This window comes from Nitrospina gracilis 3/211 (assembly GCF_000341545.2).
In the GTDB taxonomy this organism is placed as follows: Bacteria; Nitrospinota; Nitrospinia; order Nitrospinales; family Nitrospinaceae; genus Nitrospina; species Nitrospina gracilis.
Map to the genome: position 1 here is coordinate 1,401,307 of NZ_HG422173.1, position 20,340 is coordinate 1,421,646.

Here is a 20,340-nt window from a genome sequence, read left to right on the forward strand (position 1 = left end):
ACCTGTTCATCATCGGCACCGGCAACGTCAGCGTCACCAAGGACGCGGGCGGGTTCGACGTCGAGTTCGTCAACGACCTGGCCAACACCGACGTGGAGCAGTTGGAAGCGAAGGTGATACCGTTCACCGTGTTCGGAAACGGCAACGGCGACCAGTTGTTCGTGCAGTCGCTCACCGAGCGCATGTACTTCCAGGGCGGCACCGGCGACGATCTGGTGAAGCTGAATGTGGATGCCACCACGCTGGCTCCGCTTGCCACCAACGGCGTCCAATCCGAGATCACGCTGGACGGTGGCGAGAACAGCGACACGTATCAACTGGGACTCATTGGCGGCGCGACCGATTCCTTGATCCACGTGTTCGATTCCGGGTTGGCCGGCACCGACGTGCTGGAGGTGACGGGCACAGAGAACCCGGACCTGTTCCTGCTCCGCGCCGCGGCGGCGGAGAGCGGACTGGCTTTCATCGCGCTGATGAACACCGACCCGAACGTCGAGCGCATCAATTACAACACCAACCTGGAAGTCATCACCATCGACAGCCTCGCGGGCGAGGACGAGTTTTACATCGACGACACCCGCGCCGCCATCACCATCAATTCGGGCGCGGACAACGACTTCTTCCAGGTCGGCCAGCTTTACAAGTCGCGGCGCACGCCGGAACTCGCGGGTGTGGCGGAGGAAGACGTGTTCGCCACCATTGAGACGACGCGCGGTTTCCTCAGCAACGGCATCAGCAACGACATGACGATCAACGCCGGGGACAACGAGGACGAGATCATCGTCTTCCACAACCTGGCCGTGCTCACCGTCAACGGTGAGGCGGGCGACGACACCATCCTCGTGCAGGCCTTCGCGCTGGTGGGTTCGCAGGAAGACAAACGCGAGCGCACCGACGTCAGCGGTGGAGCCGACGCCGACTTCATCGCCTACGCGGTCAACGCCCCGGTCAACATCGACGGCGGCGACGGGTTCGACACGGTCATCGTGGTGGGTACGGAGTTCGGCGACGATTTCGTCATCACCGAAAACGGCGTGTTCGGTGCGGGCCTCAACGTCAACTTCACCAACGTGGAGAAGCTTGAGGTCAACGGCGCGGAAGGCGACGACCGCTTCTTCGTGCAGAGCACAGGCGAAAACTTCACAACCAGCATTGTCGGCGACCGCGGAAGCGACACGTTCTTCGTCAATGGCGAGACCCCGGCGAACGGCGTCATCAGCAACGACCTCAAGGGGCACAGCGGCATCATCACCCACAGCGTGGAAAGCACCCTGCCGGGTTCGGAATACGACGGCGCGAAGGTGGTGGGCGTGTCCTCGAATGTGGCCGACAACGACGAGCCAGCGATCATCATCAACCAGTCGGACGGTCAGTCCAAGGTGGTGGAGGGCGGCGTGGCCGATACCTACACCGTCATCCTGTCGCGGCCGCCGCGTCCGGCGACCAAGATCAAGGTAACGGCCCTGCCGCCGGAAGGCCTGGTGTTCGTGAACGATCTGGGCAACGAACTGCGTAACGAGACCACCGGCGCGCCCATCGGCGCGGAGTTGATCTTCGACGACACCAACTGGAACGTCGAGCAGGAAGTGCGCTTCAAGGCCATCGCCGACGGTGCGGAGGAAGGCAACCACACCGCGGCGATCCAGCACAAGGTGTCCACCATCGGCATCAGCACCGGGCCGGTGTTCGAAGAGCAGAAAATCTTCGTGCCGGTGCCGGTATTCGTCGATGTGCCCATCTTCAAGAAAATCCACCTGCCGTTCATCGGCACGATCAATTTCTTCGTCGGTTTCGAGACCCAGTTCTCGCATTTCAACAACGTCTCTGTCGGCAACGAACTGGTACAGGTGGGCACGGAGAATGTCGAGACGGCAGAGAGCGACGCCTTCACCGGCGTCATCGAAAGCGCCACCGGACTCAAATCCGATCCGGTTCCGGCGACGCCGACGTTGACCGATCTCGAGGGCGGGTTCCCGACGGCGGCGACCGATCCCACCCGCCCGGACGGCCTGCGCGGCGCGTTCGTGACCATCATCGACGACCCGGCCAACCCGGATGCGGTCGGCCAGACGCGGCTCATTCTGTCCAACACCGCCACCACGCTGACCCTCGACCAGGCGTGGGATTCCCTGCCGTCCGACCAGGCGCGGTATGAAATCGGGCAGTTCAGCGGCCTCGTCATCCCAACGGTGGAAGTGGCTATCTCCGATGCGGATGTGGCCAGCCTCGTGGTCACTGAAACGCAACGCGAGACCATCGTCTCCGAAGGCGCGTCCAGCGGATGGGACATCATCCAAGTCGCGCTCAGTCAGTCTTTGGGCGCGGCCGAGGTGGTCACGGTCAACCTCGACGGCCACGGCCAACTGGAGTTCCGCGATGCGGTGACCGATGCGGTCATCACCTCGCTCACCTTCAACAGCGGCGGTCCGGCAACGGTGCAGGAGTTCAAAGTACTGGCGGTCGATGACGGTGTGACCGAAGGTTTCCACCGCGCCGATCTTACATTGACCGCGGTCAGCAACCAGCCGGGCTCCGATTTCAACGGCGTCGAACACACGCTGGTGGCGGACATCGGCGACGACGAATTCGCGGGCGTGCTGGTCAAGCAGACCAATGGTTCCACCGACGTGGTGGAAGGCGGGGACGACCCGGCGTTTGGCGGCCAGGGCACCGACAGCTACACCGTCGTGCTGACCAAGGAACTGGCCGTGGGCGAGGTGGTCACGGTGGCCGTCACGGCCCAGCCCACGCGCACCTCGCGCACCGGCACCACTCCGCACCCGGACAGCGTCCGCGCCTTTGAAGTCGAGGTCGAAGTGTCCCTCGACGGCATCACCTGGGCGGAAAGCGTGGACGTGGTGTTCGACGACGACAATCCCTGGGATGTGGAACAGACGGTATTCGTCCGCGCGGTGGACGACAGCCGCGTGGACGGCGGCGACTCCAAGGTGTTCGCACCGATCCTCGATCTTGCCAACAACATCAAGGGGCCGCTGTTCATCGTCGGCGGCTTCGGCGAAGACCGCTCCGGCCTGTTCGAGCGCGAGCCGATCATGCTCCCGGGCGAGACCAACTTCAAGGAATCGATGGGCGATGTCCTCGCCGCGACGGAAGCCGACGAGTTCAACCCGGCGACGTTGACCCTCGACCCGACCGATCCGGACGTGCTCGATTTCCTCGGCCGCACGGCGGAGACGGTGACGGCGAACGATTTCCTCGAACTGACGGTGGAGATCACGCGCGGAGAAGGCAAGAACAAAATCCGCATCATCGAGGCGGCGGAGTTCGACCTCGACGGCAACGTGGTGCTCACGCTCAACAAGGCTTGGGACATTCCGTTCACGGAGCCGGGCGTGCCGACGGCATTGAGCGAGTTCACGCTGTCCGACACCAACCCGAATTTCCTGGTGGACGAAGCGACGCAGACCGACCTGCTGTTCTTCAAGGACACCGACAACCCGACCAACTTCGAGGAATCGGCGTTCGCCAGCGGCCAGTTGTTCTTCGACGACAGCTTCGGCTTCACCGGCCACCGCATCACCGGCCTGGGCATGGGCGGCGACCGCAACATCGGCGGCGCGTTGCAGCCGGGCGGCGTCACCTTCCAGCAGTTGGAGGAAGTGGAGATCGTCCTCGGCTCCGGCAACAACCAGTTCACCATCGAAGACACGCATGCGGGCGCGACGACGCTCAAGACCGGCGACGGCGCGGACGTGGTGAATGTCAAGAGCATCAACGGCCATACCTTTGTCAACACCGGCGAGGACAGCGACACGGTCAACGTCACCAACGACGGCCAGACGCTGGAAGACCTGCTGGGCCTGCTCACCCTGAGCGGCGACATCCCGCAGGCGGAAACGGTGCATTTCGCCAACGGTTCGCCGGCTCAAGGATCGGTCCCGGCGGTGGACGCCATCCAGCATCTGAACATCGATGCCACGGGCGGCACGTTCACCTTGTCGCTGGGCGGCGAGTCCACGGTGGCTCTGGCGCACGACGCGAGTGAAGGGGATGTGCAGGCGGCATTGGAAAGCCTGTCCACCATCGGCGCAGGCAACGTGGAGGTCACCAAAGCAGGCAGTTTCTATCGCATCTCTTTCATCAACGCGATGGGCGGCCAGGTGGTGGACCTCCTGGCGGTCAACGATTTCAACCTGACCAACGGTCTGGGCACGCACGACATCCTGAATATTGACGACAGCGGTTACGCCGACCCGACGACGGCGCTTCTCACGCAGACCACGCTGACCGGACTCAGCACCGTGCAGACCAACGAGGTCCAGACGCTGGTGGTCGATGCGACGGCGGGCACCTTCCGCCTGAGCTTTGATGGCGAAGAGACGGCGGACCTGGCACATACGATTACTGCCTCCGATCTGGAAGAGGCGCTGGAAAACCTGGCGGGTATCGGCGACGGCAACGTCGCGGTCACGCAGAACGACGATGTGTACGTCATCCGCTTCCAGGGCGACCTGACCAATACGAACGTCTCCGATATCATTGTCAGCCTGAACAATCTGGAGATCACCACCGAAACCTACCCCGACACGTTCGAGACCGTGGTGGGCGATGCCTCGGTACACACGCGGGTGAGCGGCGATGCGGCGAACGCGGTCAACGACATGCAACAGCTCACGGTCAACGCCACCGGCGGCACCTACACGCTGTCTCTCCTCGGACGGACCACCGGTCCCATCGCCTATGACGCCAGCGCGGAAGTGGTGCGCAAGGCCCTACAGGTGCTGGTCGCCGATGACGAAAGCGAAGAATTCAAAACCGACGTCACGGTGGACAAGTTCGGCCGCACCTACCTCATTGGATTTCAGGGCAAGCTGAACGAACTGAACGGCCGCCCGGGAGTGGAACTGCTGGTGGTGGACGGCTCCGGCCTGACCGACGGCGAGGCCGACGTGGCCACGCGCATGGACGGCATCAATTACTACGGTTTCGAGACGCTGAACCTCAGCCTCGGTTCCAACAACGACATCCTGAACGTGCAGGGCACCAGCCCCGGCAGCAACGGCTTCGCCGCGGCGGGCGGCATCGCGGTGACCAACATCGACCTCGGTGCGGGCAACGAGCAGATCTTCGTTTCTTCCAACGCCGACCTCGATTTCGGTTCCGCCACGCCTTCCAGTTCCTCACCGGCGACCTGGACGACATCGAAGGCGCGCTCAATCTCGACACCGGCGACGGACGCCACCGCCTGATGATCTCCGACGAGGGCGCAACGGCCGGCGACGGCGATGTCACCATCACCGACACGCTCCCGGCGGTGCTCAACGGTCTGGCCGCCACCGCCGACATCTGGATTCAGGGCTTGTCCCCGGCGGGCATCGCTTACGGCACCGACGGCAATTTCTACGATGGCATCACCTACTGGACGGGCTCCGGTGCGGACACGATCTCCATCGACGGCTCGCACCTCGTCAACGGCGAGCGCACCACGACCACGCTCAACACCGGCCTCGGCAACGACAACGTGACTGTGGACCTCGACGACGGCGAGGACGGGTTCTTCGTGCTCAACACCATGGGCGGTGCGGAGTCGGCCAACCCCGCTCTGCTGGACGGCACCGAATCCGATGACGATGATGTCGATGCCTCCGATTCGACCCTGCCGCTGACCATCTTCGGCGGCATCGGTAACGATACGGTTCTGAGCGGCAGTGCCGACGACATCATTTTCGGCGACTTCGGCCGCGTCATCTACACCAACGCGCTGGGTGCGGTGGTGGCGGTTCACGGATTCGGCGGACGTGGTGACCGCGTCTCCAGCGACATCCTGCCGACCAGCCTGATGTTCAGCTTGCACCGCGACCTCGGTGGATCGGACACCATCTCCGGACGCGCGGGCGGTGATGAAATCTTCGGCGGCAACAGCGGCGACACGCTGTACGGCGACGACGCGACGGAGTCCTCCGGCACCGATGACAAGATCGACGTCATCTTCGGCGACAACGGCGTCATCGAGCTCGAAGACGGCATGTATGCCAAGATCAAAACCACGGACACGACCGATGCCACCGGCGGCGCGGACACCATCGAAGGCAACGCCGATGACGACATCGTACTCGCCGGCGTCAACGGCAGTGTCGATGTGATCCACGGCAACGACAGCAAGGACGTGATCTTGGGCGACAACGGCGAACTGGACTTCAGCGTGGACGGCGACCTGACCACGCTCGACACCGTTCGGACCACCGACACGCACCTGGGCGGCGAGGACCACATCTTCGGTTTCGGTGACGACGACCTGATCTTCGGCGGCACCGGCGACGACCAGATCCACGGCGGCACCGAGAACGACATCATCTTCGGCGATTTCGGTTACGCGGAATTGATCGACAACATCGTGCGCTACGTGGTCACCATCGACCGCACCGAAGGCGGCATGGACACGATCTGGGGTGACGAGCACGAGGACCTGGTGGTCGGCGGTGCGAACTCCGACCGGCTGGACGGCGGCGAGGGCCGCGACCTGCTGTTCGGCGACAACGTCGAACTCGACCGGCTGGGCGCCTTGTTCACCGATTACACCAACCCGCGTTTCCGCACGCTGACCGGCGACCGCATGTACGGCGAGACGCCGGGTGTGGACGACGGCGAGGTGCTGGTGGCTTCCACGCATTATGTGGACCCGACGGGCTCGGCGGTGTGGGCGGATTTCGAAATCACCCTGCTCGATCATTCAGCCACCGATGAAGCCGTCGGACTCAACAACTTCGGCGACGACTACATGGCGGGCGGCGCGGGCGACGACCAGATGTTCGGCATGCTCGGCGACGACACCATGCAGGGCGACGGAAGCATCGATCTTCCTTACGACGTCACCGCCTACCGCACGGCACTCAACATGCTGATGGGCAACCCGTCGGTCGAAAACGCGCTGACCGACGGCGACGATTACATCGAGGGCAACGGCGGCACCGACGTCATCTTCGGCAACCTCGGTCAGGACGACATCATCGGCGGCAGTTCAAACCTGTTCAGCCTGCTCACGGCGGAACAGCGGCCGGACGGCATGGACATCCTGTTCGGCGGCGCGGGCACCGACCTGGCGCGCAACGACATGGGCGACGACACTCTCGCCGAAGGCCACGCACTGGATTCGGATGCGATTGCCGGCGACAACGCGAACATCTTCCGGCTGTTGCAATCGGCCGACCCGACGCAGTTCGAGTCGTTCAACTATGACAACTATTCGGCGACCTTGCGCATCATCCCGCGGCCGGTTGAATTCCTGGATTACACACAGGGTGGCCCGGACATCATGGGCGTGGATGCGGCGAGCCTGGGTGACATCGGCGACAACGACGAAATTCATGGCGAGTCCGGCGACGACTTCATCTACGGCATGGTCGGCAACGACGTGCTGTACGGCGAAGGCCAGGACGACGACATCATCGGTGGCTGGGGCCACGACTGGATTTCCGGCGGTACGGGCAGTGACGGTGTGCTGGGCGACGACGGGCGCATCTACACCAGCCGGAATACTCCCACCACCGAAGGCCAGTTTGCGGAGCCGCTGTACGGGATTGAGACGGTGGAGACGGACCAGGAAATCAGCTCCAACAGCCCGTGGTTTAACGCGACCATTCATGCCGAAGGCGAACTCAAGAAAACGGTCAACCTGACACCGTTCAACGTGGACCCGAACGCGACGCAGAGCCCGCTCTACAATGCGCAGTATGCGGACGACATCATTTACGGCGGGCTGGGCGACGACTTCCTGCACGGTGGGTCGGGCGACGATGCCATCTCCGGCGCGGAAGCGCTGGCGACCTCGGCCGCGACAGTGTACCCGGATATTGGCACCACCGATCCCAACCGCACCGACGGCGTCAGCATCGTTACGGGTTACTTCACGCCGTTCAACCCGGGCAACGTGCTGAGCTTCGAGGCCTTGGTGGCGGAGGAATTCGCGTCTTACGATGAAAACGATCCACGCCGAAAAATCATGATCAACGGTTGGGAGTTCTTCCTCAACTTCGACGAGACGGAAGGCCCGATCGCGGAGGGAAGCACCCTGCCGACAGATGGCAACGACCGTATCTTCGGCGACTTGGGCAACGACTGGATTGTCGGCGGCACGGGCCGCGACCACACCTACGGCGGATACGGCAACGACCTGCTGAACAACGACGACAACCACAATTCGACGGCAGGCACCGGCGATCCGGAAGCCAACGATGAAGTCGATGGTCCTGAGTACAGCTATGAGGACATTTCTCTAGGCGGGGCCGGTCGAGACATTTTGATTGCTAATACGGCGGGGGATCGGCAGGTCGACTCTACCGGTGAATACAACAGCTTCGTCGTTCCTCAATCGCCGTTTGGTCCGGGGTCCGCAACGCGCGGAATGGAGCCGGGGATGATCCAGTTCTTCTACGACCTGTCGGAAGCCGATGGCGTCGACCCGACCCGTGCGGCGGATACGGGAAGCGATCCGGAACGCAATGGCGAGCCGCATGGCGAACTGGGTCTCGTCACTCAGCAGGACCCGGATTGGGGCGACCAGCATGGCGCGCCGGACGATCCGCAGGCGGGTAATGGCAAGAAAAAGTCAGATTTGAACGGCCCACGCACGGCGGAGCCGAACAGCACCACCACGACGGCTTCCAGCACTGAAATGCAGAAGGGCAAGAAAAACGGTCATGACAATAATGTCGAAACCACGGCCTCTTCGGAACCCGAACCGACGACCACCGAAAGCGAAACGCTGGTGTTCGACGACGGGTCCGGCTCCTTCCAGGAGATGGCCACCACGGATGAGGGCTGGGTTCTGGATAGCTCGACCATCACCAACCCGGAGGGGACCACCTATAATGTGTTCGACATGACCGAGGAGGAATACCTGCTGTTCATCTCGACCGTCGGCGCCATTGATGACGACGGCGACCACACCCAGGTGTTGATCGACTGGGACGCCCTTTAATTCCCAACCCGGTATCGGAACAATCGAGATGACCGGGTGCCCTTTTTGCGTTACACTGTTTCAGACCACAATCGACAAGGAATCAATGGGATTGCCGTGTGTCCCTTGAACGCACGAAGCTGGAGGTGCGTGCAGGTGTGTTTGGAAAACCTTGTCTTCCCGTGTAAGGATTTCTGCAATGCGTCCAGAAACCGGGTCTGAAACCAGAGGCGATCCGCGCCGCGCTTTCGTCGATCCCGCACAATGGAAGCGGTTGAGTGACGCCGCCACCCCCCAGGAATTTGCGGACGCCTGGCTCTCCCTGCAATGCAGTCACATTCCCGGAATTACCCGTGGCGTGGTTGTGCTGGGTGATCCCAAAACCCGCGAATACTCCCCCGCGGCCTTCTGGCCTGAAAAAAAGAGTGTCAATCTTCATCTTACCGGTGCTGTGGAATTGGCAATGCAACAGCGCAAGGGAGTGATGCGCAATCCCGGACAGGCCAACGGCAAAAAGAATTCATCCCAATTATCCTACCTGGCCCATCCGTTTCTCATAGGCGACGATCTTTATGGAACGGTTGCGGTGGAAGTTGCGACCGGTAACCCAAACACACTGCGAACCCTCATGCGGCAGTTGCAATGGGGCGGTGCGTGGGTGGAGCGGTTTTACCGCCGAGACAAAGACAAAACCCCTTCCGGTAACAAACACCTTGCCACCATTCTGGAATTGGTGGCGAGCGGCCTGGAAAAGGAACGGTTTCACGACGCGGCCAACGCGGTGGTGACAGACATGGCGGTGAAGCTGGGGTGCGAACGGGTTAGCCTCGGATTCGTTAAAGGTACTGGTATGAAGGTGGTGGCGTTGTCCCACAGCGCCAAGTTCAATAAGAAGACCAATCTCATCCGCAATATTTGCCGGGCCATGGAGGAATGCCTGGATCAGGCCGCGACCATCCTTTACCCTTCGCCTGATGTTTCCTATCCTTTCATCAACCGGGTGCATGGCGAGTTTTCCAAGCAACACGGTAAATGCGGTATCTGCACGGTCCCTTTGGTGATGCATGACCGCATCATTGGTGCATTGATGTATGAGTTGTCTGGTGGCAAACAGTTCACCCCGGAGCAGACGGAAGTATGTGAGGCTATCGGCCAGATGGTCGGGCCCATACTGTACACCAAGCGACGCGATGACCGTAATATTGTCACCAAGGTTGCTATTTCTTTCTTGAGTGGATTGGCGGGCCTGTTTGGTCCGCGAAATCTGGGGTGGAAGCTGTTTGCAATCCTGCTGGCTGGCGCGATTATGTTTTTCACTTTCGCTACTACGCAGTTCCGCGTTTCGGCCGATGCGACCCTGCAGGGAGCAGTGCAACGGGTCATGGTATCTCCCCTGGATGGGTATGTTTCGGAAGCGCTTGTTCGTCCCGGGGACATTGTGGAAGAAGGACAGTTGCTGTTCACGCTGGACGACAAAGACCTGGTCCTGGAACGCCTTAAATGGAAAAGTGAGCTGGAAAAATACCGGCGTCAATACCGCGATGTGCTGGCGAAGTTTGACCGAAGTGAAATCCGCATCCTCAAGGCCCAGATCGAGCAGACCCAGGCCAAGCTGGAACTGGCGGAAAAGCAACTGGCCCGAACAAAAGTCAAATCTCCCTTTCATGGTGTGGTGGTGTCCGGCGACCTGAGCCAGTCACTGGGTGCGCCGGTGGAACGGGGGGAGGTGATGTTCGAATTGGCCCCCCTGAATGCGTACCGCGTTCTGCTGCATGTGGATGAACGCAATATCAACCATATCAAACTTGGGCAGAAAGGCAGGATCGTATTGTCGGGAGCCGTGGAACAGCAGCTTCCGTTCGAAGTGAATAAGATCACGCCTGTGACGGAAACGAAAGAAGGTGGCAATTTTTTCCGTGTTGAGGCGAGTTTGGGTGCCACTCCGGCATTTTTACGTCCCGGAATGGAGGGTGTGGGAAAAATTGAAATTGGAGAACGCAAACTCATCTGGGTGCTAACGCGTGAGATGATGGACTGGATGCGTCTTCAAATCTGGACGTGGTGGCCCTAAGCCCTTTCCCTGAATCAGGAAACCTTTTATGTCCCTGGATTCGATGTACAGCCCGATGTGGTACCGTGTGGCGAACCTGAAACCACGCCTGCGAAACCATGCGGAAGTCCACCGGCATCATTATCGCGGACGCCTCTGGTACGTTTTGCAGGATCATTCTTCCGGTCGCTACCACCGCCTGAGCCCTGCCGCCTATTACCTTGTTGCACAAATGGACGGCAAGCGCACGTTTCAGGAGATTTGGGATCGTGCGGTGGATTTCCTCGGTGATGATGCGCCGACCCAGGATGAAATGATCCGTCTGGCGGGGCAGCTTCACACCAGTGACACCCTGTTGTGCGATGTTCCTCCGGATACATTGGAACTGTTCGGTCGTCACCGGCTCCACGAAAAAATGAAATTGAAGCAATGGTTCTGGAGTCCCCTTTCCATTCGCTTCCCCCTCCTCAATCCGGAACGTTTTCTTGCCCGCTGGCAATCAACTGCGCGTTATGCGTTCAATTGGTTGGGTTTCACCCTGTGGCTTGCCGTCGTGGGTTATGCAGTATTCCTTGCGGGGGTGCATTGGGGCGGGCTGACACAAAACCTGGCCGACCGTGTGATGACCCCGGAAAACCTGTTTGTGTTGTGGCTGGTTTACCCCCTGGTGAAGTTGGTCCATGAGTTCGGCCATGCGTTTGCAACGAAAGTATGGGGCGGAGAGGTGCATGAAATGGGAATCATGCTCCTTGTGTTCATTCCTGTGCCTTATGTAGAGGCGTCTAGTGCGTCGGCTTTCAGTGAAAAGTCAAAGCGTATGATCGTGGATGCGGCGGGCATCATGGTGGAACTGTTTCTTGCCGCACTGGCCATGTACGTTTGGGTCAACGTCGAGCACGGTCTGGTCCACACCATCGCTTACAACGTGATTCTGATCGGCAGTGTGTCCACTCTATTGTTTAACGGAAATCCCCTGTTGCGGTTTGACGGATATTATTTTCTTTCCGACGCAATTGAAATACCCAACCTGGGAACACGGTCCACGCAATATTTGGGTTACCTGTTCCAGCGCTACCTGTTTGGGGCGAAACATGTGAAGTCACCCGCAAACAGTTGGGGCGAACGGTCCTGGCTGTTGTTTTACGGTATTGCGTCGTTTTTTTACCGGTTGTTTATCATGGGCGTGATCGTGCTGTTCGTGGCCGGAAAATTTTTCATCATTGGTATGGTGCTGGCCATGTGGGCCCTCATGACCATGCTGGTTATTCCCATTTACAAAAAGCTCGATTTCCTCGCCCGGAGTCCGGTGATATCTGGAAAACGAGTTCGGGCTGTGGTGCTGAGTGCCGTCCTTGTATTATCACTAGGCTGGTTTATTTTTAAAGTTCCCTTTCCTTATGCAACCCGAGCGGAGGGTGTAATTTGGCCTCCGGAAAAATCGATCCTGCGGGCCCAAACACATGGGTTTATTCAAGAGGTGCAGATCAATACAAACCAGCATGTCAAGCGGGACGATGCGATCATGATCAGCGAGGACCCTCTGCTTATTGCGGAGAAAAAAGTCCTGCAAAAGGAATTGAAGGAACTGGAAGTACGGTATATGGCATTACGTTTTGAGAACAGGACGCAGGCGGAAATCAAGAAGGAGGAAATGCTTGCAGTGCGGGCCCAGTTGGAACGCATGGAGGAGAAAGAGTCCCAACTGGTGATTCGCAGTCCCTTGGATGGTACCCTCATACTTCCGAATTCAGATGACTTGAAGGATCGATTTGTAAATAAAGGCCAGCTTTTAGGTTATGTGGTTGACTATCCGTTGAGGACGGTGAGGGTGGTTGTACCTCAAGACCGAATCGGGTTGGTTAAAGAACAAACCCGTGGCGTGCAGGTTCGCATGGCCGAACGTATCTCTGAAGTGTATGCCGCACAAGTGAAGCGCGAGGTTCCTGCGGCGACAGAAAATTTGCCCAGCATGGCCCTGGGTTTGCCGGGAGGGGGTGAGGTTGCGGTGGATCCCAGCGACGAGGCGGGCACCAAGGCATTCAAATCAGTTTTTCAACTCGATCTGGAATTGCCAGCTAAGGCGGGATTAAAAAGTATAGGAGAAAGGGTCTTTGTCCGGTTTGACCACGGGAAGGTACCGTTGGCGGAGCAATGGTACCGCATGGTTCGTCAGCTTTTGCTCAAGAGGTTCGGTGTATAAATGTTTATTGGAAACTGGGGCAGACCCGGCGTTGCCTCGGGCCTCTATCCGCAAAAACAAAAGGAACAACCAGGATGGCTGGATACAACTTGGCGCCACCTTACACAGTTACGTGGTCCGGAGGCCATTGCTCCTCCGCCGGAAGCACACGAATTTCTGGATCAAGTGACCCGCCTTGCAAATGAATTCCGGGAGCTTTCAGAAAAAGAAATACGAAATGAAGCTCAGGCCATACGGTCCTCCCTCCATCGTCAGGCATTCCAGCCTTATTTCGTAGCCAGAAGTTTTGCGCTGGTGATGGAGTGGTTTGTGCGCAATGAAAATGTGCGCCCGGGTTCCGGTGAAATTTTAGCGGGTTGGGGCATCCTTTACCAGAGGGCCGTTGAGTCCTGTGAAACCGATGACAACGCTGTTTCCATTGCGTTGTCCTCGCTCACCGCGGCACTTGCAGGCTTTCCGGTACACGTAATCACCGCAACGGATCATTTGGTTCGGCGCCTATCTTCACGTCTTTCCCGAATCTGCAAAGAATTGGGCGTTTCAATAGGGGAAGTGGTAGCGGGAATGGAAATCCCCTCCCGTCAGGAGCAGTATCGAGCAGAAATCGCATTCACCACCCACAAGCAGGTTGCATTTGATTACCTGCGGGATCACCTGGCTTCTGGGGGGCGGCGAGGCCGGCTCCAGTTGCACCTTGATCGTTTGAGTGAAAAGGAGGGACGCGGACAAAACCTGGTTCTCCGCGGATTGTGTTTTGCCATTATTGATGAACTGGATACGGTGTTGATTGATGATGCCCGGGTTCCGTTGCTGATTTCAAGAAATACGGACCTGCCCGGAGTACGGAAGGTTTACGAAAAAGCCCTGGAGCTTTCAGCGTTGCTTCATATCGGGACGGATTTCGACGTTGAGGAATCCCAGCCCCGTGTGCGCCTGACCCCAAATGGACGTATTCGAATTGCGCAAGTCACGGAACACCTTGGAGGAATGTGGTCGGGGGTAGAGCGAAGCCAGGATTTAATAAAACAGGCCCTCACTGCAACTCACCTGTTTATTCGGGACCGACATTACCGAGTGGATAATGAAAAAATTCATATGGAAGAACGGGCATTGCGTGCATTAAGTATTGAGACTTCCTGGCAGAGAGGCCTGTTGCAGTTGCTGGAATTAAAGGAAGGGCTTCCCAGTACCGGAGATCGGGAAACGCTTGCCAAAATTTCTTACCAGGAATTATTCCAGCGCTACCTGCATTTGGGCGGGATATCTCATACTCTGATGGAATCCCGAAGGGAGCTCGAAACATTGTATCCATTTAAAGTAATGCGAATCCCGAAAAGGAATGGTTCTAAAAGAAAAGCGCCATATTTTCACTTTTACCCCCAGGCCGAAAGGAAATGGGAAGCTGTTGCGGAGCGTGTCGAAACATTGCACCGCTCTGGAAAATCTGTGCTCATTGCAGTACGATCCCTTCCCATGGGTGAGTTGCTTGCATCCATCCTTGCCAAACGCGGACTTTCCTGCGAGGTTCTGAAGGACAATCAGAATGAAAATGAGGCATTTCGATTGAATGAGGGGAGGCGGCCGGGTTCCATTACCGTTTTGTTGTACTCGGCGGGCAGAGGAATTCGCAGGGCGGCCCCTGGTCAACAAGGTACTTTTTCCGGGCCGCATGGCATTCTTGCCGAATGCAGCGAATCCCGCCGGCATGAACGGCAACTGATCCAACGTTGTGGAGCGGGGGATGAGCAAGGCGACTGCGATTATTTCATTTCCCTGGAGGACGATTTGGTTCAGGTATTTGCACCTAAATGGTTTGTCCATGTTGCAAGGCGATTCGGTTTATCGGGGAATTGGGTTGTCCGTTCATTATGGAGTTTGACGGAATGGAGGGTGGGCCGGCATCATGCGGCGGCGCGCGCAAAACTGAAGGATATGGATAAACAATCCGGCAAAATGCTGGCTTTTTCAGGTCGTTCGGAATAAATGAAAATAAAATCATCTGTTTTAGTTTGGGCAGCATTATGGTTTTGGATCCTTCCTGCGGGCAATGGGTTGGCTCAAAAGGGAATGAGTGACTTCGATTGTGTCATCGAACCTTTCATGACGGTGGAGTTGAGCACTTCCATTCGTGGGACTTTGGAGGATGTGTCGGTCAAACGAGGCGACCTGGTGAAAAAAGGCCAGGTGGTGGCGCGATTGCGATCCGGCGTCGAGGAGGCGGGAGTGGAACTGGCCAGAGCGCAGGCCGAATCCAAAACCCAGATTCAGATCAGCAAAGAACGTTTTGCATTGAGCCAGCGGAAACTCAAGCGGGTCAATGAGCTTTACGAAAAAAACATGGTTCCCAAGAATGAACAGGATGAGGCGGAAACGGAAAAAATCCTCGCAGAATTGGAAGTCCTGCGCGCAGAGGAGGGGTATAAGATTGCGGGGCTGGAATTGGAGCGCGCGAAGGAGGTGCTGGACCTGCGTAGCATTGTGAGCCCGATCAACGGTGTCGTTGTGGAAAGGCTGAAATCGCCGGGTGAATTTGTGGAAGAGCAACCGGTGGTGAAGCTGGCACAGATCGACCCGCTGAACGTGGAGGTCATCGCGCCCATTGCCTATCTTGGAAAAATCAAAACGGGGATGAAGGCAACTGTGTTGCCGGAAAATCCTGTAGGGGGAAAATACAAGGCGGAAGTTAAAATTGTGGACTCGGTGGTCGATGCGGCCAGCGGCACGTTCGGCATCCGTCTGGAATTACCCAACCCGAAACACAAAGTCGTCGCCGGCCTCAAATGCGGGGTGCAATTCCCAATCAAATAGAGGAGATAATGCCCGTCTACTTTTAGGACTCAATCCTCTTTAAGGCGTTCAAATTCCTCGGCCCCGTCATTTAAAAACTCATCCAAAGATTGTGGCTGAAACAGGGGGCCCATTCCAGGCGCCAGTTTGCTGTGATAAATGGGATCGTTTTGAAACCCCATTTGCCGGGAGCTTTCTCCATAGCCCGCGATGAAGACAAGAATCAACGGCACCCAGATCAATCCAAAGGATTCCCGCCACGTCAGGGAATCTTTTGCCAGTCGCACGCTGGCCCAAAACATGCCGAGGGTGATCATGAAGTTGATTACGTAATCCAGCGCATGGACCCATGTTTCATCCAACACCCAGAAATAGAGGAACGGATCGATGCCTTCCAGGATGAGCCCCAGAAAAAGCCCGATGTCGGCGATCACCAGATTGCGAACGAAATAGGATCTTCTGTATTTAAAGAAGGTGTATAGGCTGAGTATGCCTGCGAAGCTAAGAATGCTGGCTGCAAAGCCGATGACAATGCTGTAGAACTCCTTTTTCCAGAAGGAGTCACTGGGGTCCACCATCCGCCCCATCCAGGCGCCCACCGCGATGACCGCCAGCGAAAAAACGAAAGGCACCCAGGGGCGGTCGATGAAATCCCGGAATGCCATGAAGCGGTCCATTTTTTTTGTGCTTTCCACCGGGTGGTCCGGCAGCAAAAACCGAAACCGGGTGCGCCCGATGCCAATGACATCTCCGGAGTTCACGGTCACGATTTTATCCTGGAATTTCGGGGTGCCGTTCACCTGCGTGCCGTTCTTGCTGGCAAGATCCTTGAGGTAAACCTTTCCTTCTTTCAATTGCATCAGCAGGTGATCGGGAGAAACAAAGAGATCATCGATGATCACATCGTTGGAATAGGCGCGGCCGATCCGGATACGGTCGCGGTTGAATACGTGCCGCGACTCCACCGCCTGTCCCTGAGGTGCCAGCAATTCGATGATTATTCGGTCCACTGGATGCTTCCCATGAATTTATTTAAAAAATTCCGGGCCAGAGGCTCCGTCAGCCCGGCCATCCCTACCTGGATGATATATTTGCGGGGTGAGTCGCCCAGTATGGCAAAACTCACAAACACGTCATGCAGTTTGGGGTATTTGATGTAACGCCGCACGCAATACGCCGCTTTCCAGTTCCGCGAAGCGAGCGCTACAAAACTGTTGTGACAGGAGAATTTGGTGACTTCGCCGCTGGTCGCATAAGGGTAAAAGTTTCCCTGTGCGTATTGGGCGGAGAAGCGTTTGTAGAACTCGAGGGAACTCAGGCTCTGGCTTTCCAGCCAGAAAAAAGAATAGCCGATGGTGCCCGTTGATAGGTTGGAAGACAGGAAGATATTCCGGTCGCTCTGGCACCGCTTGTCGCCGTAAAAGACGAACGCATTTTGAGAGGGATCCTCTGACCGACTCCGCCCCCAGCACTTAACCACACCAGGGAGGATGCTTTGTGGGACCTTCAATGCTCCCAGGTTTTCGAACAGCCAATCCGATTTCACCGCCTTGTCGATAATGTGCTTGTACCGAGCGAGAACCTGTTCCTGAATGACCTCTGGCCAGTTTTTGGAACCGCGTCCGGTTTTGACGCTTTCCTTTAATTCGATCAGGTATTCGACAGGGACGAGATAACTGAGGTCGTTGCCCTCAATGGCTACATTCACTCCCACCACCTTACCGGAGGCATCGAAAGCGGGACCACCGCTCATTCCCGGGTTCAATGCTGCGGACAAGAGGATGTGCTGATAGGGACGATCGCCAACGAGGCCGTTGTACGTGCCTTCCAGCACCACCATGCCGACATCCAGCGGGTTTCCCATCGGGTACACGCCCGTCCCCTGTTTCTGTTTGGACGACCCAAGCCGCACCGGTTTTTTACGCGTAGGCTCGCCGCGTAGAATGGCGAGGTCGTGCGCCACGTCGATGGCCTCGACCGTCAGGTTGCCCACCTTGCGGCCCTTGCGAAAGTACTCGATGCGGTACTGGTCCGGTTTATCGACCACGTCTGAAATGACATGAAAGTTGGAAGCGAACAGGCCGTCTCTGGAGATGCGGAAACCGGACCCGATGACGTATTTTTCGCGCGAGTGGATATCGATGACGCGGATCTGGTACACCGCCTGGCTGTTGCGCTGGAACACTTTCTGCGCCGTTCCGGTGAGCGCGTGGGCCTGATCCGTGAACAACAAACCGCATGCAATCGAGAAAATAAATGTGAAGAGAAAAAGAGGAAGGCGCGAGGTTTTGGAAGGTTGGATCATTTTCGAACCGGCCCTCATTCAAAGGTTGACGGCAAAAAATGATTACATTTTCGGAACACACCCTTATATTCAAGGTAAGGGAAGCCCGCCGGGGAGGCAACGAAATAAAGCCGTTTCCAGCCAGAAAGGGGCGGAAAACACACACAATCCGCCCCCGGCTAATTAAAAAAGACTGCGCTTAAGTAAAATTTGAATGAGCCTTTTTAGATATTTTTTAAGGGGCAGGAGGAGGGTATAGATCTGTAATTTTTTAAGGAAAGAGTAATAATAATGAGGGGGCGGGCCTATTTAAATTTTGGTGAGCCGTGAAGAAATCGAACCTTCAACCTATTGATGAAAAGACGTGCAGTCTGCCCGACATCGAAACGCTGGACTTGGTGGTGAAGATTCACCTCATGGCTATGTTGATAGTGTCGGAAAACCCATTGTTGATACGAACTTGTACGGGTATACGTCAAACGATCCCATTAACTTTATTGATCGTTTAGGTCTTGATGGTGAAAAACCTGATATCGGAAAATGGAGAGGATTTTTCCCAGGCGAAGGGCCTGCATGGCACTACAATAGGAACAAAAATCAAACTTGCCCTCCTTTTGAATGGCAATGTGCCAACAAAAATAGCACGAATTGGTTTTTCGAGGGAAGGTCGGGTTTCCACGGAGGCAAAAGAAGCTATCGCGGGATTTCTACTATTAACCGTGGTTCCCAATGTGTATTCAACAGTGATGGTTCACTAGACACCAATCCTTATACAGAGGGAACCTTTGATTACTTTCCTCCATATGACAATCAGGGAAATGTGAGTCCTTTGGGAATAATAAATCACTTTGAAAATGATGTAATCCCTTGGATTCTTTTTGGTAGCGCTCCTTAAATACCTTAAAAAAATGAATAAAAAAAGTTGGTTAACTATTATCAGCCTAATATATTTCTTCGTTTCACTGGCGTTGCCCTTGTGGACCCATTATCTGAATAGAAATATGGAGATATTTATTAATGGGTTTCCCTATTTCGGGCCGATCATTACATCATTTGTTTTTTGTGTTTTAGGAGGAGGCCTTTTATTTTTGGCTTCAAAATATTCTGGCAGCGCTAAATTAAAATCTTTACTGGTTTTTGGAATGGTGTTCTCTGGGTTAGGAGTATTTTATGGAATTTTATTAATTTTTATTACCGTTTGACCTGTAAGTTTCAAAAAATAATTATTTGTGATAAATTAGTATTAGTCTTTTTGAAACAAATATTTCCGAAATTTATCTGGCCAAATTTAATTATACCCACCTTTAGGAGGTTTTATGCTAGATTCCTCCTCCTCTTCCCCGCGCCAGGGGAGCTTTTACGATCCCGAGTTTATCTGTGAACAACTGATTCCCGAAGACAGTTTCTACCGCCAGTTCAAGGAGAAGGTGGGGCGGTTGATCACGGACCGGATGTTCGAGTCGATGTACTGCACCGACAACGGGCGTCCGCCGATCTCGCCGGCGCTGTTGGCCAAGGCGACGGTTCTCCGGTTCCACCGCAACCTGTCGGACCGGGAGATGGAGCGGGCCTGCGCCTATGACATCGAGATCAATTTCGCATTGGGGCTGCTGCTGGACGCGCGTCCGTTCGACCATTCCTCGCTCGGTGACTTTCGCAAGCGCCTGCTGGAGCACGCGCAGGAGAAGGCGGTGTTCGACAAGCTCCTCAGCAAACTGGTCAAGGTGGGGCTGATCGGCCGGAATTAAGTCCAGCGGATTGACGCGACCCACGTGATTGCCGACATTGCCCTGCCGACGATGGAGGTGCTGGTGAAGAAGGGCGTGCGCCATGTGCTGATCCCGCTGAAGAAGAAGCATCCCGGAATCTATCAGTCCTTGGGTAAAAGCATAAGTCAAGGTCGAACGGCTGAGGTGTTCCCTGCATGTGCGGGGATGAACCAAGTATTTGGCAAGGCAAAATATCCGGCCGTACCGAGGTAGGTGGAGGTTTCGGCCCCGGTGTGCGGGCAGTTTGTTTGGGCGGGGCATGCGGAGACCGGTTTCGAGCGGACGCTGCCGGAGGGTGCCTGACGCGCGAGTTGGAAACAACCGGCCGGGCAC

The 20,340-nt window shown here is 56.7% G+C and carries 11 protein-coding genes; 9 read left to right on the forward strand and 2 right to left on the reverse strand.

The window, feature by feature from the left end; translation table 11 throughout:
* The 6 genes from TX82_RS06690 to TX82_RS06715 all read left to right on the forward strand — a co-directional run.
* Positions 1 to 5,210 (forward strand): hypothetical protein (locus TX82_RS06690; protein ID WP_042250721.1); only part of this gene is annotated, 5,210 nt, incomplete at its 5' end.
* Complete coding sequence (locus tag TX82_RS06695) at positions 5,210 to 8,938, forward strand: calcium-binding protein (protein ID WP_005008448.1); 3,729 nt, start codon at positions 5,210 to 5,212, stop codon at positions 8,936 to 8,938. The genes TX82_RS06690 and TX82_RS06695, both read left to right, overlap by 1 nt.
* 178 nt (positions 8,939 to 9,116) lie before the next feature.
* Positions 9,117 to 10,988, forward strand: a complete 1,872-nt coding sequence (locus TX82_RS06700; protein WP_005008450.1) for an HlyD family efflux transporter periplasmic adaptor subunit — start codon at positions 9,117 to 9,119, stop codon at positions 10,986 to 10,988.
* A gap of 67 nt (positions 10,989 to 11,055) precedes the next feature.
* Positions 11,056 to 13,167 carry a hypothetical protein gene (locus tag TX82_RS06705; RefSeq protein WP_144079112.1) on the forward strand — a complete coding sequence of 704 codons (2,112 nt, stop codon included), beginning with the start codon at positions 11,056 to 11,058 and terminating at the stop codon, positions 13,165 to 13,167.
* Positions 13,168 to 15,150 carry a preprotein translocase subunit SecA gene (locus tag TX82_RS06710; protein ID WP_005008458.1) on the forward strand — a complete coding sequence of 661 codons (1,983 nt, stop codon included), beginning with the start codon at positions 13,168 to 13,170 and terminating at the stop codon, positions 15,148 to 15,150.
* A gap of 84 nt (positions 15,151 to 15,234) precedes the next feature.
* Positions 15,235 to 15,975: an efflux RND transporter periplasmic adaptor subunit gene (locus tag TX82_RS06715; RefSeq protein WP_005008460.1), complete on the forward strand. Its 741-nt coding sequence runs from the start codon at positions 15,235 to 15,237 to the stop codon at positions 15,973 to 15,975.
* Between the two features lie 29 nt (positions 15,976 to 16,004).
* Here the strand turns inward: TX82_RS06715 and TX82_RS06720 are convergent, their stop codons facing one another.
* Both TX82_RS06720 and TX82_RS06725 read right to left on the reverse strand, forming a co-directional pair.
* A complete protein-coding gene (locus TX82_RS06720; protein WP_005008461.1) occupies positions 16,005 to 16,964 on the reverse strand; it encodes an FHA domain-containing protein in 960 nt (319 codons plus the stop codon).
* Positions 16,952 to 18,259 carry a S1 family peptidase gene (locus TX82_RS06725; RefSeq protein ID WP_005008462.1) on the reverse strand — a complete coding sequence of 436 codons (1,308 nt, stop codon included), beginning with the start codon at positions 18,257 to 18,259 and terminating at the stop codon, positions 16,952 to 16,954. The genes TX82_RS06720 and TX82_RS06725 overlap by 13 nt, the downstream gene beginning before the upstream one ends.
* Positions 18,260 to 18,602: 343 nt before the next feature.
* Here TX82_RS06725 and TX82_RS15970 point away from each other — a divergent pair, with 343 nt between their 5' ends.
* From TX82_RS15970 to TX82_RS15170, 3 genes are all read left to right on the forward strand, one after another.
* Positions 18,603 to 19,133, forward strand: a complete 531-nt coding sequence (locus TX82_RS15970) for a hypothetical protein (RefSeq protein WP_144079113.1) — start codon at positions 18,603 to 18,605, stop codon at positions 19,131 to 19,133.
* Positions 19,134 to 19,554: 421 nt separating this feature from the next.
* Complete coding sequence (locus TX82_RS15165; protein ID WP_005008468.1) at positions 19,555 to 19,986, forward strand: transposase; 432 nt, start codon at positions 19,555 to 19,557, stop codon at positions 19,984 to 19,986.
* 24 nt (positions 19,987 to 20,010) lie between these two features.
* Positions 20,011 to 20,220 carry a hypothetical protein gene (locus tag TX82_RS15170; protein WP_005008469.1) on the forward strand — a complete coding sequence of 70 codons (210 nt, stop codon included), beginning with the start codon at positions 20,011 to 20,013 and terminating at the stop codon, positions 20,218 to 20,220.
* The last annotated feature ends 120 nt before the right edge of the window (positions 20,221 to 20,340 follow it).